Origin of the sequence: Dapis hubbardiae BLCC-M172 (genome assembly GCF_050016015.1) — a bacterium.
Classification (GTDB): domain Bacteria; phylum Cyanobacteriota; class Cyanobacteriia; order Cyanobacteriales; family Microcoleaceae; genus Trichodesmium.
This window is the reverse complement of the sequence record NZ_JBNHEQ010000277.1, coordinates 24,438-44,908: the sequence shown is the minus strand read 5'-3', so window position 1 is coordinate 44,908 and position 20,471 is coordinate 24,438. Positions and strand designations below refer to the sequence as shown.

12 protein-coding genes are annotated in these 20,471 nt (G+C 39.9%); 7 read left to right on the top strand and 5 right to left on the bottom strand.

Annotation, left to right across the window (positions count from 1 at the left end; genetic code table 11):
* The first annotated feature begins 254 nt into the window (after window positions 1–254).
* Window positions 255–1,490 (top strand): molybdopterin molybdotransferase MoeA, encoded by a 1,236-nt coding sequence (locus ACP6PK_RS25975; protein WP_426563938.1) that lies wholly within the window; start codon window positions 255–257, stop codon window positions 1,488–1,490.
* A gap of 484 nt (window positions 1,491–1,974) precedes the next feature.
* Window positions 1,975–2,127, top strand: coding sequence for a hypothetical protein (locus ACP6PK_RS25970; protein WP_426563936.1), 153 nt, complete (start codon window positions 1,975–1,977; stop codon window positions 2,125–2,127).
* Window positions 2,128–2,469: 342 nt separating this feature from the next.
* Here ACP6PK_RS25970 and ACP6PK_RS25965 read toward each other — a convergent pair whose 3' ends face one another.
* The 5 genes from ACP6PK_RS25965 to ACP6PK_RS25945 form a co-directional block, all read right to left on the bottom strand.
* Window positions 2,470–4,194, bottom strand: a complete 1,725-nt coding sequence (locus ACP6PK_RS25965; RefSeq protein WP_426563934.1) for a diflavin flavoprotein — start codon at window positions 4,192–4,194, stop codon at window positions 2,470–2,472.
* A gap of 260 nt (window positions 4,195–4,454) precedes the next feature.
* Window positions 4,455–4,688 (bottom strand): hypothetical protein, encoded by a 234-nt coding sequence (locus tag ACP6PK_RS25960; RefSeq protein ID WP_426563932.1) that lies wholly within the window; start codon window positions 4,686–4,688, stop codon window positions 4,455–4,457.
* Window positions 4,639–4,899, bottom strand: a complete 261-nt coding sequence (locus ACP6PK_RS25955) for a BrnT family toxin (RefSeq protein ID WP_426563931.1) — start codon at window positions 4,897–4,899, stop codon at window positions 4,639–4,641. Before ACP6PK_RS25955 ends, ACP6PK_RS25960 begins: the two co-directional genes overlap by 50 nt.
* 109 nt (window positions 4,900–5,008) lie before the next feature.
* On the bottom strand, window positions 5,009–6,736 hold the full coding sequence (locus tag ACP6PK_RS25950; RefSeq protein ID WP_426563929.1) for a diflavin flavoprotein: 1,728 nt from the start codon (window positions 6,734–6,736) through the stop codon (window positions 5,009–5,011).
* 1,067 nt (window positions 6,737–7,803) lie between these two features.
* On the bottom strand, window positions 7,804–12,471 hold the full coding sequence (locus ACP6PK_RS25945; RefSeq protein ID WP_426563927.1) for a CHAT domain-containing protein: 4,668 nt from the start codon (window positions 12,469–12,471) through the stop codon (window positions 7,804–7,806).
* A 128-nt stretch (window positions 12,472–12,599) separates the two neighbouring features.
* Between ACP6PK_RS25945 and ACP6PK_RS25940 the strand changes: the two genes are divergently transcribed.
* The 5 genes from ACP6PK_RS25940 to ACP6PK_RS25920 form a co-directional block, all read left to right on the top strand.
* On the top strand, window positions 12,600–15,701 hold the full coding sequence (locus ACP6PK_RS25940) for a TIGR03032 family protein (RefSeq protein ID WP_426563925.1): 3,102 nt from the start codon (window positions 12,600–12,602) through the stop codon (window positions 15,699–15,701).
* Between the two features lie 204 nt (window positions 15,702–15,905).
* Window positions 15,906–16,037 carry an element excision factor XisH family protein gene (locus ACP6PK_RS25935; RefSeq protein WP_426563953.1) on the top strand — a complete coding sequence of 44 codons (132 nt, stop codon included), beginning with the start codon at window positions 15,906–15,908 and terminating at the stop codon, window positions 16,035–16,037.
* The gene (locus tag ACP6PK_RS25930; RefSeq protein ID WP_426563923.1) at window positions 16,025–16,138 is read left to right on the top strand and encodes an element excision factor XisI family protein; all 114 of its coding nucleotides are present in this window, start codon (window positions 16,025–16,027) and stop codon (window positions 16,136–16,138) included. The genes ACP6PK_RS25935 and ACP6PK_RS25930 overlap by 13 nt, the downstream gene beginning before the upstream one ends.
* Window positions 16,139–16,279: 141 nt before the next feature.
* On the top strand, window positions 16,280–17,350 hold the full coding sequence (locus tag ACP6PK_RS25925) for a TIGR03032 family protein (RefSeq protein WP_426563921.1): 1,071 nt from the start codon (window positions 16,280–16,282) through the stop codon (window positions 17,348–17,350).
* A gap of 405 nt (window positions 17,351–17,755) precedes the next feature.
* A partial coding sequence (locus tag ACP6PK_RS25920) for an FG-GAP-like repeat-containing protein (RefSeq protein ID WP_426563919.1) occupies window positions 17,756–20,471 on the top strand: 2,716 nt, incomplete at its 3' end.

Here is a 20,471-nt window from a genome sequence, read left to right as displayed (position 1 = left end):
CCGACTCCCCGACTCCCCGACTCCCCGACTCCCCGACTCCCCGACTCCCCGACTCCCCGACTCTAATTTCTATAATATTATATAGAGCCCAAATAGCTTCTATAGATACTCATGCTTTGGTTTACACGCTCCGATACCAGCGGACATTATATAAGGATGGGATAGAGTAGAGCCGCTCCGCACGCGAATCGCCACCACAAAAATATTACAATTGAAATAGGATTGCTATATAACCCAAACTCTAGAGATTAAAAATGCTACCAGTCAACCAAGCAGAGTCAATAATTTTGAATTTAGTACAACCCTTAAATTCCCAGAGGGATGTAGAAATAGTAGACTTATTAACCGCATCCGGGAGAATATTAGCTACACCAGTCAGAAGTAAACTAGATTTTCCCCACTGGGATAATTCTGCAATGGATGGTTATGCAGTAAAATTTACAGATGTCAAAGACTGTACCCCAGAAAATCCAATATCCTTGGAAATTATAGAAGAAATTCCTGCTGGGTATCAACCTCAACGGCAAATTCAATCAGGGCAAACGGCTCGTATTTTTACAGGTGGTTGTATGCCTCCAGGAGCAGATACAGTTGTCATGCAAGAAGCGACTCAAAGGGAGGGTGACAAGGTGCTGATCCTAGAAACTCCCCAACCCCAAGCATTTGTCAGATATAAAGGTTCATTCTATCAAGCAGATACACCTTTACTAAACCCCGGAATTCGTCTGAGTGCTGCTGAAATAGCTGTCTTAGCAGCACTTCAATGTCCGGAAATTACTGTTTATCGGCGACCAAAGGTGGGAATTATTTCTACAGGTAATGAGTTAGTTACGCCAGAGCAACCCCTACAACCAGGTCAATTAGTAGACTCAAATCAATATGCTTTGGCTGTGGCAGTTGCTCAAATGGGTGCGGAAGTAATACGATTTGGTATTGTGCCAGATGAACGAGAAATTTTGAAACAGACTATTGCTAAAGCTGTGACAACTACAGATTTTTTACTGTCTACTGGTGGAGTATCTGTGGGAGACTATGATTATGTTGAGGATATTCTCAAAGAGTTAGGAGCAGAAATTCATATTCATTCTGTGGCGGTTAAACCTGGAAAACCGCTAACTGTTGCTAAATTTTCTGATGCTCAATGTTTATATTTTGGTTTGCCAGGAAATCCTGTTTCGGCCTTGGTTAGTTTTTGGCGCTTTGTACAACCTGCACTGAAAAAGTTGGCTGGAGTTAAGGAAACTGCATGGAAACCTGATTTTGTAACTGCGCGATCTCTAAATGATTTACGCTCTAATGGTAAAAGAGAAACTTATCTCTGGGGTCAGCTAAATTTAGGGAATAATGGCTATGAGTTTCAACTTGCGTTTGGTAGTCACAGTTCAGGAAATTTAATTAATTTAGCTGGCACTACAGGTTTAGCTGTTGTACCATTGAATGAAACTTTGATTGCTGCTGGTGAGTCAGTCCAAGTGTTGAAAATCAGTTGATCGGGACTTATACCAAATCCGGTTGAATAATTATTATATAGTTGTGGGAGTAGGGGAGATTAAATATTTAAGTATAGTTATAAACATATACGCTTATAACCGGATTCTATATTAGGCAAAATGTCGAATTATACGCTATATGTAGGGGCGAATGGCCATTCGCCCCTACGATTCCTGACTCCTCAGCGGTATGATAACTAATACCAATTCCCAAAAGTAATGCTATACTTGATTAATACTTCAGTTATTAAGTAATTACCTTGGGAGAATTACCTTTTTGCTGATTTGAGACAATTTAATCTTTGATTATCCTTATTTTTACTTCTCCCCCACTCCCCTACTCCCCCACTCCCCTACTCAATCAAATGTAGAAAAGTTTTTGAGAAATGGTATAACTACCCGGATTCTATAAACAAAGGAATTTTGTACCTCACTCCTTATGGGAATTGCTATATTAAATAGTGTTATTTAACCATCATAAAAAATGAAATATCACATATTTATATCTTTTTTAGAAATTTGTTGGGTCGGTGCTACTCTTTGTATTTTTAGTAGACAAATAGGAATTTGGCGGAGAAAAACTATGAAAAAGAAAAATATAGTTGTCAACAATATAGTAGTAGACCGACATACCTAAAATGGTGCGTTAGGGAGTAGGGGAGTGGGGGAGTAGGGGAGCAAAATTTTTTTGGGTTACTCCTGCGGAGAAGCAAGCTACGTTCCATGCTACGCAATGCTAACGCAAACAACCCAACCTACTTTCGTGTCAAGCTTAAAATGGTGGAATAAATTTTTGAGTCTTTACTTTGAAAAATCTACATCCTACCATTTTGCTAAAGTAACAGTTAAGGTTTAACACGACACTACATCTATTGCAGCATTTTAGCTGTGTCAGTACACTACTGGACTAATATACTGGTTGTAGTTTCTCCCCACACTTCCCACACTCCCCACACTCCCTATTCCCTATTCCCTATTCCTAATAACGACTGCCTGTTTTGCGGAAGTGAACAGCAGTCACCCCATCATTCAAGAGTTGACCATTCTCTACCACAGCATAAACTAACCAATGATCGCCACACTCCATCCGGTTTGCTACTTTACATTCCAAATAAGCCAGAGCATCTGTTAAAATTGGGCAACCATTATTAGCTTCCTTTGTCTCAACCCCAACAAAACGATCTTCTCCCGGTGCAAAAGGCTTAAGAAAATGCTTTTGTAAATCCTTTTTTTCCTCAGCTAATATATTCAATACAAATGTATCCCCCGTATGAGTCAAAGACTCCAATGCTCTATCTTTGGCAACAGCAACAGTCACACCAGGAGGATTAAAAGTTGCTTGAGATACCCAAGAAGCTAACATCGCACTGGTGACATCCCCACGTTTAGCAGACATCACACACAAAGAACCGACAACTCTTCCCACAGCTTGAGCAGTACGATCGCCTCCCGAAGCACCCCCCGAAGGTTTAGGAGCGCGACGTTTTTGGGATTTTATCAAAGCTTGAGCAAAATCAATACCAGTTTCCTTACAAGTTTGAATCATCACATCATCTGGCTTAAACTTAACTCTAATAGGTTCAAAACCAAATTTATAACCTGAATCTTTTAACCTACTTGCCAAAAAATCTATTGCTTCACCGCTCCAACCAAAGGAACCAAATACCCCTGCTAATTTATCCTTAGAAACTGTATTCAATAAAATCCCTAAAGCTGTTTGAATCTGAGTTGGTGCATGACCGCCGAGAGTAGGGGAACCAATAATAAACCCATCGCATTTTTCTGCTACTTCCTTAATTTCATTAGATGTGGCAGCTTCACAGTTAATTGATTCTACAGCTACCCCCGCTTTAGTGATACCTCTGGCGATCGCCTGAGCAACAGTCGCCGTATTACCATAAGCTGAAGCATAAAGCAAGGCTACATTCAAATCTCGCGTATTTTGTTCCTGACTCCACTTCCGATACAGACTGGTTAACTCCATCTTCCCATAGCGTACCATTGGTCCGTGACCGGAACCATAGAATTTCACCGTTAACTCAGAAATTTTTTCCAGGGTAGAAAGCACTTGTTTTGCCTGAGCTGCATGGATACAATCATAATAAAAGCGTCTATCCTCGCTATAGACAGTCCATCCTTCATCAGCAACTTGGTCTCCGCAGACATGAGCGCCGAAAAATTTATCAGTAAACATAATTTTAGTTTCCGGGTCATAAGTCATCATACCATCTGGCCATTTAGGAGTGGGAGTGGTGATAAACTGCAATTGATGGCCACCACCCAAATCAAGGGTATCTTCTCCTTTAACTACCTTAATTTTCAACTCTTGGTCTTTGAAATATTCTTTGAGAGTTAAAGCTGCGGGGTTTGAGCAGACAAAAGTAACTTGAGGTGCTACGGCTAATAATGCTTGAAGAGTCGCTCCACGATTAGCATTAAAATGACCCAGAATCACATAATCAAGGCGATGCCAATCTAAGCGAAGTTGCAATGACTCTAAATAATTTGTCGTAAATGATTCGCCAGGGGGGTCGATAATGGCTGTTTTTTCTGCTTGAATGAGATAAGAGTTGGCAGTGGTTCCTTTTTGGAGGGAATATTCGACCTCAAATTTTAGTCTATCCCAAGTGCGAGACCTTAGAACTTTTGTGTCTTCAGCAATTATGACAACTTGAACATCTTTTTTTTTGGTGGTTTGTAGCATAGTTTAGTTGTTTAATTTATACAAATATAATCAGGACCTATGCAGACGAACCCAGAAACCCGGTTTCTTGTAGATGTTTATTGTCAAAAATAATAGTTTACCATAGAAACCGGGTTTCTTTGCCTAAGTCCAAATAATGTTATATTTTATCATTTTTTGGCGATCGCTTTCTTCAAGTCAAAAGTCAAAAGGCAAAAGGCAAAAGTAATCTTTGAGTGAGTTCATTACCATACAAAGGTTTTCAAGTCAATGAGGCACATTTAGAGTGTTGTTTGATTCTGAATTTCTTCTAAAATATTAGATATTTCTGCTTCTGAGTTAATATGTTTGGCTAAAATTTCTGCTGTTGCTTCTAGTAAGCGATTAGAAAAAGATTTGGCTAAATCTTCTCTTAACCCTTGTCCAATATATAATTTCAGTAATGCTTCACAAGACATATCTCGACTAGCAGCTACTTTTTTGAGAGATGGTAAGGTATCTGCTGGAATATTCAAGGAAACTTTCTCTTGAATGCGGGGGTGCAGTTTGTTTAATGGTAAATTCTTCTTCTTCAGGGTTGTTCATAAAGCCTCCTTCTTGGTAAAAGGGATCGAAAAAAGCTTCTGTTGCTTCCTCAAAGCTAATACCATGTTTTTCTAGATTACTTTGAGCTTTATTGCTATCCCACTCAAATTCAACGCCTTGTCGTTGATAGAAAACATTCATAGATTCATTCTATTGCTTTTTTCGGGAGATACTTCTGTCCTGTTTTCTATGATGCACCGCAGGCAAAGTACAAGACTAGCGGGCAAGATGCCCGCACTACAATTGTAAATTAATAATGATTACCTACTCTTCTATGATGCACTGCAGGCAAAATATCTGAGTCACTAACTCGCCCATTATCAACTGTTGCATAAATAAGCCAATGGTCGCTTGCTTCCATTCGACTTGCCACTTCACACTCTAAATAAGCTAGGGCGTCACTTAAAATTGGACTACCATTTTTAGCAGTTTGAGTATTTACTCCGGCAAAACGGTCTGCACCGGGTGGGAAGCGCTTCAGAAAATGTCGCATTAGACGTTGATAGTTATCTTCCCGCAATACGTTTAAGACAAAGCGATCGCCTACTTGCATTAGCGCCTCAATAGCTCGGTCTTTTGCTACTGCGATAGAAACTCCCAAAGGTTGGAAACTAGCTTGCACTACCCAAGAAGCTAACATAGCACTACTAACTTCGCCTTTAGTAGCAGTAATAATATACAAACCTCCACTCAGACGACCTAAAGCTTTATCCAGATCGTCGTCAAGAGATTTCATTTGCTTGATAGTTTCCTTGAGAGTCAAAAGTTGCCCAGCATCAGTTCCCGCTTCCTCACATAATTTATAAGTTAATTCTGAGGGCGTTTCTTTGATGAGAATATTGGGGAATGCTTGCTTGAGACCTAACTCTTGGAACTGGTTAGCAAGAGGATAAATAGATAAGTCATCCCCACCACCTGATTCAAACAAACCAAATGCTTGCTTTTTATTCGCTGCTGCTAAAATAGTGCTGATGGCTGTTTCTGCACTGCTAGCTGCGACTCCTGTTGTTGGTGGCGCTCCAACCACAATTCCTTTGGCCATTTCTACTAATTCCCTTACTTCTTGGGGGTCAGAAGCTTTTAAGTCCATCATTTCTACTGCTACCCCTGTTTTAGTTATCCCATGGGCAATGGCTTGGGAAAGGCGATCGCTATAACCATAATCAGAGGTATAAAATACTGCAACTGTTGTCTCTGCTTTGCTTTTTGCTTTACTCCACTCTTCATAACGGTTGGTTAGTTCGACTAAGTTATGACGCAAGAGTGGACCATGACCTGTAGCAATGGTATTAATTTCTCCCAGTGCTTTCATTTTTTTCATGGCATTTAAGACTGAGCGAGCATTGGGAGCCATAAGACATTCATAATAGAACTTATAATCTGCTTCTATATCACTGAGCTTTTCATCATAAGTTTTGTCTGAGCAATAGTGCATCCCAAAAGCATCACAGGTAAATAGGGTTTGGGTTTGGCGATCGTAGCTAAATATTGTATCAGGCCAATGCAAATTAGGAGCCGAAACAAAGTCTAAAACGTGACCATTACCTAAATCTAATTGGTCGCCATTTTTGACAATTTGCTTCTTAAATGGTATATGAGTTAAATTTTCTAAAAATTGAATTGCTACTTTTGCCCCAACTACTGTAACTTCTGGAGCTAGTTCAATAATATCTTTGACTAAACCACTATGATCTGGTTCCGTATGACTAATAATTAGGTAATCTATTTCGGTAGGTTTGATCAAACCCCATAGAGTATCTAAGTACAATTGGCGAAACTTTGCATGGGATGTATCTACCAGGGCATTTTTTTCCCCTCGAATGATAAAGGAGTTATATGTGGTACCATTCTGTAGACCAAATTCTATATCAAAACGGTCGCGGTCCCAATCTAGGGAGCGAATGGCCATTGTATCAGAAGCAATTTGATTTGTCTCTATTGTGAGTCTATTTTTTACTTGATCTGTTATTGCTACCATCAGACACCTCTCTAAAAATGATTATTTTTATTTGCTTTTTAACTCCCCCGGCGGGAAGTCCCGCGCTCTCCCGTTTTGCTGGCGCACAACTTCCTTAAGGGCTGTCGCCGACATTAAAGGCGGAGCCTAGCGGCAGGTATAAGGGGAGCGTCGTATGGGAACGCCAGGCGTTATGTGTGTTGTTCGTCGGGGATTTTCTCTTGAAATCATAGGTTTATAGTTATTCTACTATAGCTATTGACAATTACAAATACAGTCACTATTATAAAGTATAATTATTATCAACACAGGGGGAGGACATCACCTCTGTCAAAACAGCGGTCAGGGTTTCCCAGACTGAAGAATCCCGCTTTGTCGCATCGCGCGCAACCTCGGGAGTATGTCAATATCTTTACACAATTTAATTATAGAACCCATTTGGTATCTATTTAAAAGTAGAGGGGGAGATGGGGAGGTGGGGAGATGGGGAGATGGGGAGATGGGGAGATGGGGAGGTAGGGAGATGGAGTGTATTAGATATCTCCCACTCATCCAATCATCAAATCAATTATTACCCATTTTTTATCAATTTCTTATCCCTCCGACCTATTTTCTAGAGATACCAAATGCGTTCTATAAACAGGAGTCACACAAAGTCCTATATAAGTTTTTGATGGAAAAATTTATCAAAACATAATGTTATATCATTTCTTTGTAACAATGCCCTTAGTAATTCAGGACTTACACATGAGGTAGGAAAAACTAGGATTTGAGATTGCTTCCTATCGTAGTTAGCCCCATGAGATTCTATAGCAATCCTATTTTAGTTGTAATATTTTGGTAGTAGTTAGGAGTCAGTCCTCAGGAGTCAGGAGTCAGAATTTTCAAAGCTTTCAGTTGAAATTGGCTATTATAAAACTTATCACAACCTATTTGGGATTGCTATATCTAACTCTCTAACTAATGCTCTAATTACCCGTTATTCACTATCAATTATCAATTATCAATTATCCATTATTAATTACCACTAATGCTCTAATTATCCGTTATTCACTATCAATTATCAATTATCCATTATCCATTATTAATTACCAAGGACTACCAACCATAGTAAACCCCGCCCAATAATAGGGGTGGGAAAAATTTTGACTCCCAAACTTTCCTAATGTCGGCGGTAACACCAGTATCCTATCCGCTCCACTTCTCCTTAACTTCCCTTCTATAATACCCACCTCTCCTCGCAACATTGCTAACTGTGCCAGTCTTAGCGCCTCTGCTTTAATTTTCACATTATTCAGGTGGGTATAAAACTCTGTCATTAACCCCAATGTACCTTCATCACTCACATACCAAATACTAGCTAAAGCTGACTTCACTCCTGCTGCTATCGCTAACCCTGCAAACCCTAATTCAGCATTTCTGTCTCCTACAGCAGTACGACAAGCTGACAATACCAACAACTCAACCGCAGGTTGACTCCAACCTAACTCCCTAATTTGGTCTAAGGTGATTTTTTCATCACCCCATAACTGAATGTAGGAGTTACTGGCTAAACCAGGTGAAAATTCTGCATGAGTAGCTAGATGAATAATAGGATAGGGATAATTTTGCCGTTGAGTTAACAAATTATTGCGGGTAAATTCTTGATTGATGAATTGACTGCCTTGCCACAATTTTTGGGAAATAGTTTCTAACTCCACAGGCACTGCTGGCAAAGAATTTTGAGCTAGAAATTCACTCGCTCCCATTGCTAATACCTGAGTATTTTCAAGTTTGCGGTATCGAGTATCCATTAAACTGATAGTGGGAATTAAGCTGAGGCTGTATTTTTCGATCAGGAATTGTTTGCCGTCGTGTAATGCTGCTATGGGTAAAGTCCGTAAACCTTCATCCATACTAAATAGAATGGTATTGATGTTTGCTGCTTCTAATTCTTCTGATATAGGTGCAATGAGCCAATCATATAATTGTTGTGCTGGTGGCAGATAGCTATTAGTATAACGACGGGCAGGATTTGTAATGTGTGCGCGGAGTCTTAACACAACTTTCATAAGTTGTTTTCGCTTGGCTTGGGGAATGGTTTTAATAATTGGCTCACGGTTTTTAGTGTATAATATTAATTGTAATTGTTCTGGGTAAGCGTGAACATAAATAACTGCAGATTCTGTTCCGGTTTGATTTGCCATATCCTTTAATATTTCTCGGACGCTTTTTTTATCGAGTAATCGTTCGCTAAAATTTTCTTCAAGGTAATCAGAATATTCGTTAGTCCGGTTTTCTTCTAAAATTCTTGTTTCTACTTGGTCTGAATTTGTGGCTACTGTTAGGGTATTAGTATTAACATTATCAATTGTTGTTAATATTTTTTGCGTATCAGTTGTAATATTTATTGATCTTTGTGTTTGGTCTTTAGCGGTAGGGGTGTTGGCAGTTTGGTTGTTCTTACTAGGAGTAATACTTTTTGGAATTAAATCAGGAGGGATGGGGGAAGTTGGCTCCGGTGTTGGTACTGGTGTTGGTGCTGGTGTTGGTGTTGGTGTTGGTGCTGGTGTTGGTGCTGGTGCTGGTGTTGGTGCTGGTGCTGGTGTTGGTGCTGGTGCTGGTGTTGGTGTTGGTGCTGGTGGTGGTGGTGGTGTTGGTGTTGGTGTTGGTGTTGGTGCTGGTGGTGGTGTTGGTTCCGGTGTTGGTGCTGGTGTTGGTGTTGGTGCTGGTGCTGGTGCTGGTGTTGGTGCTGGAGTTGGAGTTGGTTCCGGTGTTGGTGTTGGTTCCGGTGTTGGTGCTGGAGTTGGTTCCGGTGTTGGTGCTGGAGTTGGAGTTGGTTCCGGTGTTGGTGCTGGAGTTGGTTCCGGTGTTGGTGCTGGAGTTGGAGTTGGTTCCGGTGTTGGAGTTGGTTCCAGTGTTGTTATAATATTGCCTGGGTTGCCTGCTCCACTGCTGCCAACTGTAATTTCTCCGTTACCTTGCAAGTTAATGGTTTCTGGAGAAGTGATGATGATATTTCCTCCATCTGCTGTACTTTCTGTAAAGGATGATATTTCACTGTTTTCATTGATTGTTAGTTGAGATTCGGTTTCAATATAGATATTGCCAGCATTTCCTTGACCAAGGGTAGTGGAAGATATTTGAGCGCCATTAATGACTTCCAGAGAATTGGTGGTAATGCTCACACCTCCTGCATCCCCTTCTGCTACTGATTCCACTCTGCTAATTGCTGCACTAGAGAAGCCGTCTGGAGATACCCCGGCAAATACTACATTATTCTCAGCTATAATTTCTACTCCCTCTACATTTCCTTGACCAAAGGTACTGGAAGATATTTGAGCACCATTAATGACTTCCAGAGAATCACTACTGGTAATATTCACACCTCCTGCATTCCCTGCTGCTCCCGCTGCCACTCTGCTAAATACTCCACTGACACTATTTGCAGACCCTCCATCAAAAACTACATTATTTGCTGTAATATCGATTCCTCCTACATTGCCGTTGCCAAGATTAATGACAGATATTTGAGCGCCATTAGTAACTTCCAAAGAACCAGTGGTAATAGTCACACCACCCGCATTCCCTGCTGCTCCTTCTCCAATACCACTAATTGCCCCACTGGCAAAGCCATCTGAAGATACTCCATCAAATATTACAGTTGAGGATACTGTAATATTAACTTTCCCTGCATCCCCATTGCCAAAGGTACTAGCAGATATTTGAGCACCATTGGTAACAAAAAGGTTATTAGCTGTAATATTGACATCTCCTCCTAGCTCACCAGCAGAAATATCAGTAAAAATATCTTCAGTTACTGTCACATCTCCTTCGCTGCTCAGAACAATATCTCCTCCAGCAATAGTGGAAATACCATTTACATCTTCACTAACTCCACCAATATTCACGCTTGGTAACGACTCAAAAAATGCTCCACTATTCCCGGCAACTGACTCTAAAGAAAGCACATTTAACTGCAATGGTGCATCACTTGAACCTATCCCTCCACTGTCAAAAGTTAGAAATAAACCACTACCTGCAGTTATCAATGAATTCTCAGAAACTCTAGTAATATTTCCTCCATTTGCATTGACTAATACCTGCCCTGTTGTTGTTAAGTTTGCCAGATTTATATCACCAACTTCTCCTAAATTTCCTAACTGAATATTAATGCTGCCACTACCTGCATTTAATGTTGTTCCATCTAATTGATTTATTGATGCTGCTCCATCACTCCGGTTATTAGGAAAATTTATGTTCTGATTATTACCAAATAAGTTGATATCTCCATTCCCACCTGATGTGTTAATATCAGCATTGATATTAATACTGCGTCCGGCTTCTAATTGTACAGATGAGTCGATTTCTATATTTTCATTAATTGTTATATCGTTATCGGCTTGGAGAACAATATCCCCATTTAAGTTTTCTAGGGAAGTATTACTTTCTGAACCGCCTAAAATAATATTTTCTGGGTCTAATAATATTGTTCCTGTATTGCCAAATTCTGCACTAACATTAACCTGACCGTTAAAATTTAATCCTTGTTTTCCTGATACTTCTACAAAGCCTCCATCACCAGAATTTTCTCCTCCTTTTGCACTAATATTTCCGTCAAAATTAGTCATTCTATCTGACCAAACTATTACTCTTCCTCCTTCTCCATTTGTAATAGCATCGGCGGAAATAAATGAGTTTTGATTAACAAAAGTTTGCTGAGAATTAGGAACTATACCATTGCCTTGAAAGTCGCCTCCAATTAATACTGTTCCCCCACCATTTAAACCATCGGCGTTAATATTGGCATTTATGACAGCTACGCGATCGCCCAAGACATTAACTTGTCCGACCATATTATCGGAAGTTGATACATCTATATTTCCTGAAACAATAGTGTCTCCTGAAGTATTGGCAATTGTTACATTATCTGTCAACACTACATTACCATCAGCATTAATTTCTATAGATGTGGCGTGTTTGTTGTCTCCACCTGTTAATAATTTTGGTAAAAGTACGGTATCTATCTGAGAAATATCTTCCTCATTTACTTTTTTTGGGTTGACTTCCAAACTTAATAAATGTCCTGGTTGAGATATTCTCAGGGTGTTACTTCCTTCTACTGCTGCGATGGTGATGTTACCGCCTGGAGTGGATAGTTGTCCTGTGTTGATGACTGTGCCACCTAACAAGGTCAGATTTTCTCCGGGGTTTAAACTTAGATTTCCTTGATTAACTATAGCGCCTGAGTTAGATGAGTTAAACTTATATCCACTGGGGTTTCCAACTAATTGTGAGTAGTTGTTTGTCTCCATAGCTTTAAACCAGAAATTATTGTTGTTAAAGCCAATACCAGTGGCGGTGGTGACGCTGAATGAGGCTGGTATATTCAGACTGGCGTTAGGACCGAACATTATGCCTGCGGGGTTCATTAGAAAGAGGTTGGAGTTACCGCCGATAACTTGAATGAGACCGTTGATAGTTGAGGTATTGCCTCCTGTGACTCTGCCAAGAATATTCTGGGTGTCTGGGGTGGTTTGGAAATTAGCGGTTTGGTTACTATTGAGGTTAAATTGCTCGAAACTGTGAAATAGGTTAGAGCCATTGTGAGTTCCACCTTGGATGTTAAATTGGTTGCCGTTTTGATTTACAGTTGTTCCTGTACCATCACTGGCAGGGGTTATGGGTTGGGAGTTGGCAGGGAGTGTTGTTGCTAATTTGCCTAAAATTATAGTCAGAGTTGTTATGGTATAAAATTTTAATTTAGTTAATTTCATAAAAAAATCTTCACCTTTTTATAGTTAAGTATGACAAAGTTAAAGAGCAACTTTCAGCTCCAACAAATAATTATGTATTTCTATATTTTTCTCTAAATTTTAATAAATTTTTAGTGATAGTGATATTAATGAAAAAATTACCTCCCATCACCAAAACCCTAAAAGTTACTTACTCTCTCCACTTTCTGGAATGGTTAAACAAACATCAGTTAAGTTTAGCATTTACCTCTCAGACAAACTGCCTCTGCTTCATTGGAGTCAAACCGGACGGCCAAATGTCTACTCCTGTTTGGCAGTTCGATCGCCCCAGGAAACTTTATGCAAAGAGCGATCGCTTATACCTCTCCACTCAATACCAAATTTGGAGGTTTGAAAACATACTCGAAAACGATAAATTATTAAAAGACGAATATGATAGGTTTTATGTTCCCCGTGTCGCATACACTACTGGAGACTTAGACATCCATGACTTAGTAGAAGATGACAAGGGCGACATAATTTTTATTAATACTCAATATAGTTGTCTGGCAACTCTTCACTCCAAACACAGTTTTACACCTCTGTGGAAACCGTCCTTTATTTCTCAAGTCGCTCCCGAAGACCGATGTCATCTTAATGGCCTCGCTACGGTAGAAGGGCAACCGCGCTATGTCACTGCTATTAGTCGTTCTGATGTTGCCTTGGGTTGGCAAAGTGTGAGGCGTGATGGAGGTGTCGTTATTAAAATTAATACTAATGAAATTATTGCTGATGGGTTATCAATGCCACGTTCACCACGATGGTATAGGGGAAAATTGTGGTTGCTCAACTCAGGAACAGGAGATTTTGGTTACATTGAAAATGGCAGATTTTTACCTATAACTTTCTGTCCTGGTTATGGGAAAAGTTTAACTTTTATTGGTGATTTTGCCGTGGTGGGTTTATCGAAATTAAGCCATGATTATTTCTCAGATTTGTTAGTAGAAGAAAGGTTAAAAAAACGGAACACAGATATTCGTTGTGGAATAGTAATTATTGATTTGAAAAGTGGAAATATTGTTGAGTGGTTACAACTAGAGCCAGAAATAATTGAACTTTACGATGTAGCAGTTTTACCGGGGGTTAACTGTTCGACGGCTTTGGGTTTCCAAGCTGGAGATATGGCTAAGTTAGTAACAATAGGAAGTCAGCCAAAAGTGAATAATTTATCGGTTTCTTCTTCAAAAGTTAAACCCAAAAGAAAATATTTTTTATTGCCTTTACCAGTCTGGCTATTTCTAGCATTTGACTGGGAACAACAGGAAAGATTAATTGCAGCTATTGCTCTAATTTATATCATTTCAAATAAGCCTGTAGAACAACCTTCATTTAGTTTTATTTCTAATCCCAAAATCAGCAAAAATAACCCCCAAAAAGCCAAAGCTTATTTTGAGCAAGGAAAAAATTTGAAAAAACAGGGTAAATATGCAGAAGCTGCTATATATTTTAAAAAGGCAATAGAAGCTGACAATACTTATGTTCCTGCCCATAATAATTTAGGTGTTTTACGACAAAATCAAGGTCTGTTAAAAGAAGCAATTATTTGTTATGAAAATGTTTTAAAAATTAAACCTAATTTTCACCCAACTATTACCAATATTGCCTCAATTCACCTCTGTCAAGGAGAGCTGAAAAAAGCAGAAGAGGGATTAAGACGTGCCTTAAAAATAAAACCAGATTATGTTCATGCTTTGTACCACTTAGGCTTAGTTTACAAACAACAAATTAAATTAGAGGATGCCATTAAGTTATTTAAACTTGCAGTTAAATATCAACCAAATTACATTGATGCTTATTTTCAATTAGGGCAAATATGGGAATTTCAATCTCAATTTTCTCTTGCTAAAATTGCCTACGAAAGATGCCAAAAAATTAACCCTACTGCCGAATATTTGTTCGGTCATATCAGTTTTGTCAAGCTCAACCTCTGTGACTGGGAAAATTATGATGATTTTGTTACACAGTTAATCGACTCAACTGCTAAATATGTGAAAAAGAAAAAAGGTGGTTTTACTATCGCACCTTTTCACTTAAATTTAATTCCTTTACCACAAGAGTTATCTTTGGCAGTTGCTATACAGAAAGCTGAATCAATTAACCATCAAGTTGTTAATAACAAATTGCAATTTTCTTATCCTCAAAAAACAAGTAAATTGCGGATAGGTTACGTTTCTTGTGATTTTTATGGTCATGCCGTCGGACGATTAATTTCTGGCATATTTGAACAACATAACCGAGACAAATTTGAAGTCTTTGCCTACCACTTATTAAATGCTAATGATGAAGTAACACAAACTATCAAAAATGGCTGCGATGAATTCCGGTATCTTGACGAAATGTCTGCCGAAAATTCTGCCCGCCAAATTAACAGGGATGGGATTGATATATTAATAGATTTAGCAGGTTATACGGGTTACAGTGAAACGAAAATATTGGCTTATAAACCAGCGCCAGTCCAAGCAACATTTCTCGGTTATCCTAATACAATGGGGGCAAATTTTATCAGATATTTATTAACAGATAAATGGGTAGTACCTCCAGAATTAGCAGAACATTACAGTGAGGAAATTATCTATTTACCCCATCAATTTCCTTGTTCGCCTATGGATATTTCTCAAAAGGATTTTAGTCGAACAGATTTTGGTTTACCAGAAGAGGGTTTTGTTTTTGCCTGTTTTAATCGCCACTATAAAATTACTCCTCAATTATTTGATATTTGGATGCGAATATTACAACAAGTAGAAGGTAGTATTTTATGGTTGTCTTTTACAGTAGAAGAAGCCATAGAAAACTTACGCCAGAGTGCCAAAAATAGAGGAGTAAAACCCGAAAGACTAATTTTTGCCCAAAAAATTCCACACCCAGAATATCTAGCTCGGTTGTCTTTGGCCAATTTAGCTTTAGATACCCTAATTTATAATGGCGGTTCTACCAATGTCTGTGCTTTATACGCAGGTTTACCAGTCTTGACAAAACCAGGTTCTACTAATGCAGCTCGGATGGGGGCCAGTATTTGTGCAAGTGCTGGAATAGAGGAAATGATTTGTCATAGTCTGGAGGAATATGAACAGAAAGCCGTATTTATGGGTACTCATCCAGAAGAGTTACTACCGTTGCGACAGAAATTAAAGATGCGAAATAGTCCTTTGTTTAATCTATCTGATTTTGTGGCCAGTTTGGAAGTGGCATTAGAAGAAATTTGGAATCGTTAATAGTGCGAAGCGTGAATAGGGAATAGGGAATAGGGAATAGTAAGCTGTCAAAGGGTTTTTCTTATAGGGAAATGCTCCGCAAACAGGATTTATGAATCTCCGCGCCCTTTGCTTCGACTGCTATATTCTTGCTATAGCAATCAGATTTCAGTTGTAAGGTTTTAGTAGTAATTAGGAGTCAGGGGTCGTAGGGGCGATTCGCGAATCGCCCCTACAGGAGTCAGATACAATATTTTTTTCCAACGCCCATTGATTCAATCTGTAATTGATAGAAGTCAAATTAATCTCTTGATTTATGATATAAAAAAAGAGGAAATTATCAAATGGCTAATGTAGAAAAATATCGGCAAATTATTCAAAAGTTACTGACAGAATATGCTACTAGACGTAATGCAGCAAAAGATGGAATTGAAGCTCAAACAATTTTCGATGCATGAATTTGGTATTAAAAAAGAGAAGCTAATATCTAAGACCAAAGTCATCTTGTTAAGATTGCCATGGGGGAAATAATTATTTATTGCTTGAATAATTAAAATTTTTCTCCCCCGAAATGACAAGTAAAAATTAGGGGGGACTTAGTGCCAGAAAAAGCCTCATTTGAAATTTTCGGTTCTCAACAATTTATTGACTGGTTGAATACTGAAAAGTTGAGTCTAGCATTCACTACTTATCAATCTAATCGACTCTTTTTCATAGGGATTAAACCAGATGGTAGTTTGTCGGCAACTATGCGGACTTTCGATCGCCCGATGGGACTTTATGCTACTGCTGATAGCTTAACTTTGGCCACTCGCTACCAGGTCTGGCAGTTAGAAAATATGGTGGAAAAAGGTCGATTGTTTAAAGACCGGGACAAAATGTATGTCCCTCGTCGCAGTTGGATGACTGGTCAGTTGGATATACATGATATTGTCCAGGCTCAATGGGGAGATTATTATACACAAAAAGTCATTTTTGTCAATACTTTATTTGATTGTTTGGCTACATTGAGCGATCGCTACAGTTTTACTCCCCTATGGAAACCAGCATTTATTTCTAAGCTGGCCCCCGAAGAGCGTTGTCATCTCAACGGTTTGGCCATAGTTGAGGGAAAACCAGCCTATGTTACTGCTTGCGGTCAGTCGGACGTGGTAGATGGGTGGCGAGACCAACGGCGAAATGGAGGTTGTGTGATTGATGTATCAAGTAAAGAAATTATTGCCACTGAACTTTCGATGCCTCATTCTCCCCGCTTTTACCAAGATAAATTGTGGTTGCTAAATTCGGGAAAAGGAGAATTTGGTTATCTAGATTTCCAAACAGGCAAATTTCAACCAGTCAAGTTTTGTGGGGGGTACTTACGAGGGATGACGTTTTGGAAAAACTACGCTATCGTGGGTTTGTCCAGACCGAGAAAAAGAGAACAAACTTTTTCAGGTTTAGTTCTCCAAGAAAGATTAGCAGCGAAGGGAGCAAGAGCCTTTTGTGGGCTGCAAGTGATTAACTTGGACACTGGGGATATTCTTCATTGGTTGCGTATTGAGGGAATCATTGTGGAATTGTATGACGTAGCAGTATTACCCGGAGTACGATATCCAGGTTGTATTGGTTGGCAAGAAACGGATGAGTTGAGGCGGGTGGCCACTCGTGATTTGAGTATTGAAATTTAAAAGTGTTGAAGTTTAAAAAAGATAGGGAATCTCAATTGTCATTGCGAGGAACGAAGCAATCTCTGATAATGGGAAAACAACCACAATTAATGAGATTGCTTTCCTCCGGAATGCTACGCAAACGTCGTATCTCCTCGCAATGACGGTCTAATTAACATCTTGTCCATCCAAGGGGAGGGACGAAGCTATAATAGTCATTGCCAGGAACGTTTCCGGAGCATTCCGTCAGGAAAGCAATCTCAACTGTCATTGCCAGGAACGTTTCCGGAGCAGTCCGTCAGGAAAGCAATCTCAACTGTCATTGCCAGGAACGTTTCCGGAGCAGTCCGTTTGCGTAGCATTCCGCAGGAAAGGAAAGCAATCTCATAACTTAACACATCTACTTTATTACTACCAAAAACAATTATGCCTACTGTTCAAATTACCCAAACTGGAATCCCTAATGAAGCTGGAGCAATACCAGCTACCTTTACCATTAGTCGCGACGATACTCTTGGCAATATAACAGTCTTCTTTACCATCTTAGGCACCGCTACACAAAATATCGACTACGACATTAGAGGAGTTCGCACCGTAGAGAATACTGTCCCCACAGTAACATTCGATGGAGAAAAAGGCAGCGTTGTTATACCTGATGGACAAACTAGCGTTGATATACAAATAGTACCCAGAGACGACACTGTTGTTGATGCAGGAGAAACAGTCACCCTCACCCTCACAGAAGAACCAACGGGCGCACCAGAACAATATGATGTAACTACAATTCCAGGGAATGAGACAGCAACTCTGACAATTACAGATAATCCCGATCCCACATCTAAAGCAGTAGGGGCGAATGAGATTGTTATTTCTACTAATGCTGATGGTGCTAATTCGGTATTTGCAGCCGATGTGGATGGTGATGGGGATGTTGATGTTCTCAGTGCGTCACGCCTTGGTAATAAAATAGCCCTCTATCTAAATGATGGCAGTAATAACTTCACCGAACAGGTCATATCTAATAATGCTGATGGTGCTAGGTCAGTATTTGCAGCGGATGTGGATGGTGATGGGGATGTTGATGTTCTCAGTGCTTCCGTAGATGATGACAAAATAGCTCTGTACCTCAACGATGGCAACAATAACTTTACTGAACAAGTCATCTCTAATAATGCTGATAATCCCCACTTAGTATTTGCAGCGGATGTGGATAGTGATGGGGATGTTGATGTTCTCAGTGCATCTGAAAATGACGATAAAATTGCCTTGTACGTCAACGATGGTAGCAATAACTTTACTGAACAAGTCATCTCTAATAATGCTAATAATGCCCGTTCAGTATTTGCAACGGATGTAGATGGTGATGGGGATGTTGATGTTCTCAGTGCGTCACAGTTTGATGACAAGATCGCTCTATACCTTAATGATGGCACCAATAACTTCACCGAACAAGTAATCTCTAATAATGCTAATAATGCCCAATCAGTATTTGCAGCAGATGTGGATAATGATGGGGATGTTGATGTTCTCAGTGCATCAGTAAACGACAACAAAATAGCGCTGTATCTAAACGATGGCAGCACTAACTTCACAGAACAAGTCATCTCTACTAATGCACCTGGTGCTGTTTCAGTATTTGCAGCAGATGTGGATAATGATGGGGATGTTGATGTTCTCAGTGCTTCACGCTTCGGTAACAAAATAGCAGTTTACCTTAATGATGGCAGCAATAACTTTACCGAACAAGTTATCTCTACTAATGCTGATAATGCCCGACTGGTATTGGCAGCAGATGTGGATGGTGATGGGGATGTTGATGTTCTCAGTGCTTCTTATGGGGATGACAAAATCACCCTCTACGAAACAATATCTGTCCCTAAAGTCAGCATCACTGCAACAGGAACTCCCACAGAAGCAGGAGCTACCCCTGGAACTTTTACCATAGATCGTGGTACTGACATCAACGGCAATATCACAGTTTTCTTTACTATCTCCGGCAATGCCATACAAAATATTGACTACGACATTAGAGGAGTCCGCACCGTAGAGAATACTGTCCCCACTGTAACTTTCGATGGAGAAAAAGGCAGCGTTGTTATACCCGATGGAGAAACCAGCGTTGATATAGAAATAGTACCCAGGGACGATACTGTTGTTGATGCAGGAGAAACAGTCACCATCACTTTAGAAGAACAACCCACTGGCGCACCGGAACAATATGATGTTATTACCATTGCAGGGAATGATACGGCAACTCTGACTATTACAGATAATCCTGATGCTACGTCTAAAGCAGTGGGGGCGAATGAGATTGTTATTTCTACTAATGCTGATGGTGCTGAATCAGTATTTGCAGCCGATGTGGATGGTGATGGGGATGTTGATGTTCTCAGTGCTTCAGACGGTGAGGCTAAAATAGCCCTGTACGTCAACGATGGCAGCAATAACTTCACCGAACAGGTGGAAATTTCTACTACTGCAAATGGTGCTAGGTCAGTATTTGCAGCCGATGTGGATAGTGATGGGGATGTTGATGTTCTCAGTGCTGCCAGGGATGCCAAGGAAATAGCCCTGTACGTCAACAATGGCAGCAATAACTTCACCGAACAGACCATATCTACTAATGTTACTGCCGTCTCAGTATTTGCAGCCGATGTGGATGGTGATGGGGATGTTGATGTTCTCAGTGCTTTAGACGCTGACCAGAAAATAGCCTTGTACCTCAACGATGGTAGTAACAACTTCACCGAACAGGTGGAAATTTCTACCACTGCTAATGGTGCTTTCTCAGTATTTGCAGTAGATGTGGATAGTGATGGAGATGTTGATGTTCTCAGTGCTTTAAACAGTGACAACAAAATCGCCCTGTACCTCAACGATGGCAGCAATCAATTCACCGAACAGGTGGAAATTTCTACGACTGCTAATGGTGCTGAATCAGTATTTGCAGCGGATGTGGATGGTGATGGGGATGTTGATGTTCTCAGCGCTTCACAGGGGAACCCCAAAATTGCCCTTCACCTCAATAATGGCAGCAATCAATTCACTGAACAGGTGGAAATTTCTACGACTGCTAATGGTGCCAGGTCAGTATTTGCAGCGGATGTGGATGGTGATGGGGATGTTGATGTTCTCAGCGCTT

Coding starts and splice junctions, on each gene's coding strand:
- ACP6PK_RS25975 (WP_426563938.1), top strand. CDS start 255: ATGCTACCAGTCAACCAAGCAGAGTCAATAATTTTGAATTTAGTACAA.
- ACP6PK_RS25970 (WP_426563936.1), top strand. CDS start 1,975: ATGAAATATCACATATTTATATCTTTTTTAGAAATTTGTTGGGTCGGT.
- ACP6PK_RS25965 (WP_426563934.1), bottom strand. CDS start 4,194: ATGCTACAAACCACCAAAAAAAAAGATGTTCAAGTTGTCATAATTGCT.
- ACP6PK_RS25955 (WP_426563931.1), bottom strand. CDS start 4,899: ATGAATGTTTTCTATCAACGACAAGGCGTTGAATTTGAGTGGGATAGC.
- ACP6PK_RS25950 (WP_426563929.1), bottom strand. CDS start 6,736: ATGGTAGCAATAACAGATCAAGTAAAAAATAGACTCACAATAGAGACA.
- ACP6PK_RS25945 (WP_426563927.1), bottom strand. CDS start 12,471: ATGAAATTAACTAAATTAAAATTTTATACCATAACAACTCTGACTATA.
- ACP6PK_RS25940 (WP_426563925.1), top strand. CDS start 12,600: ATGAAAAAATTACCTCCCATCACCAAAACCCTAAAAGTTACTTACTCT.
- ACP6PK_RS25930 (WP_426563923.1), top strand. CDS start 16,025: ATGGCTAATGTAGAAAAATATCGGCAAATTATTCAAAAGTTACTGACA.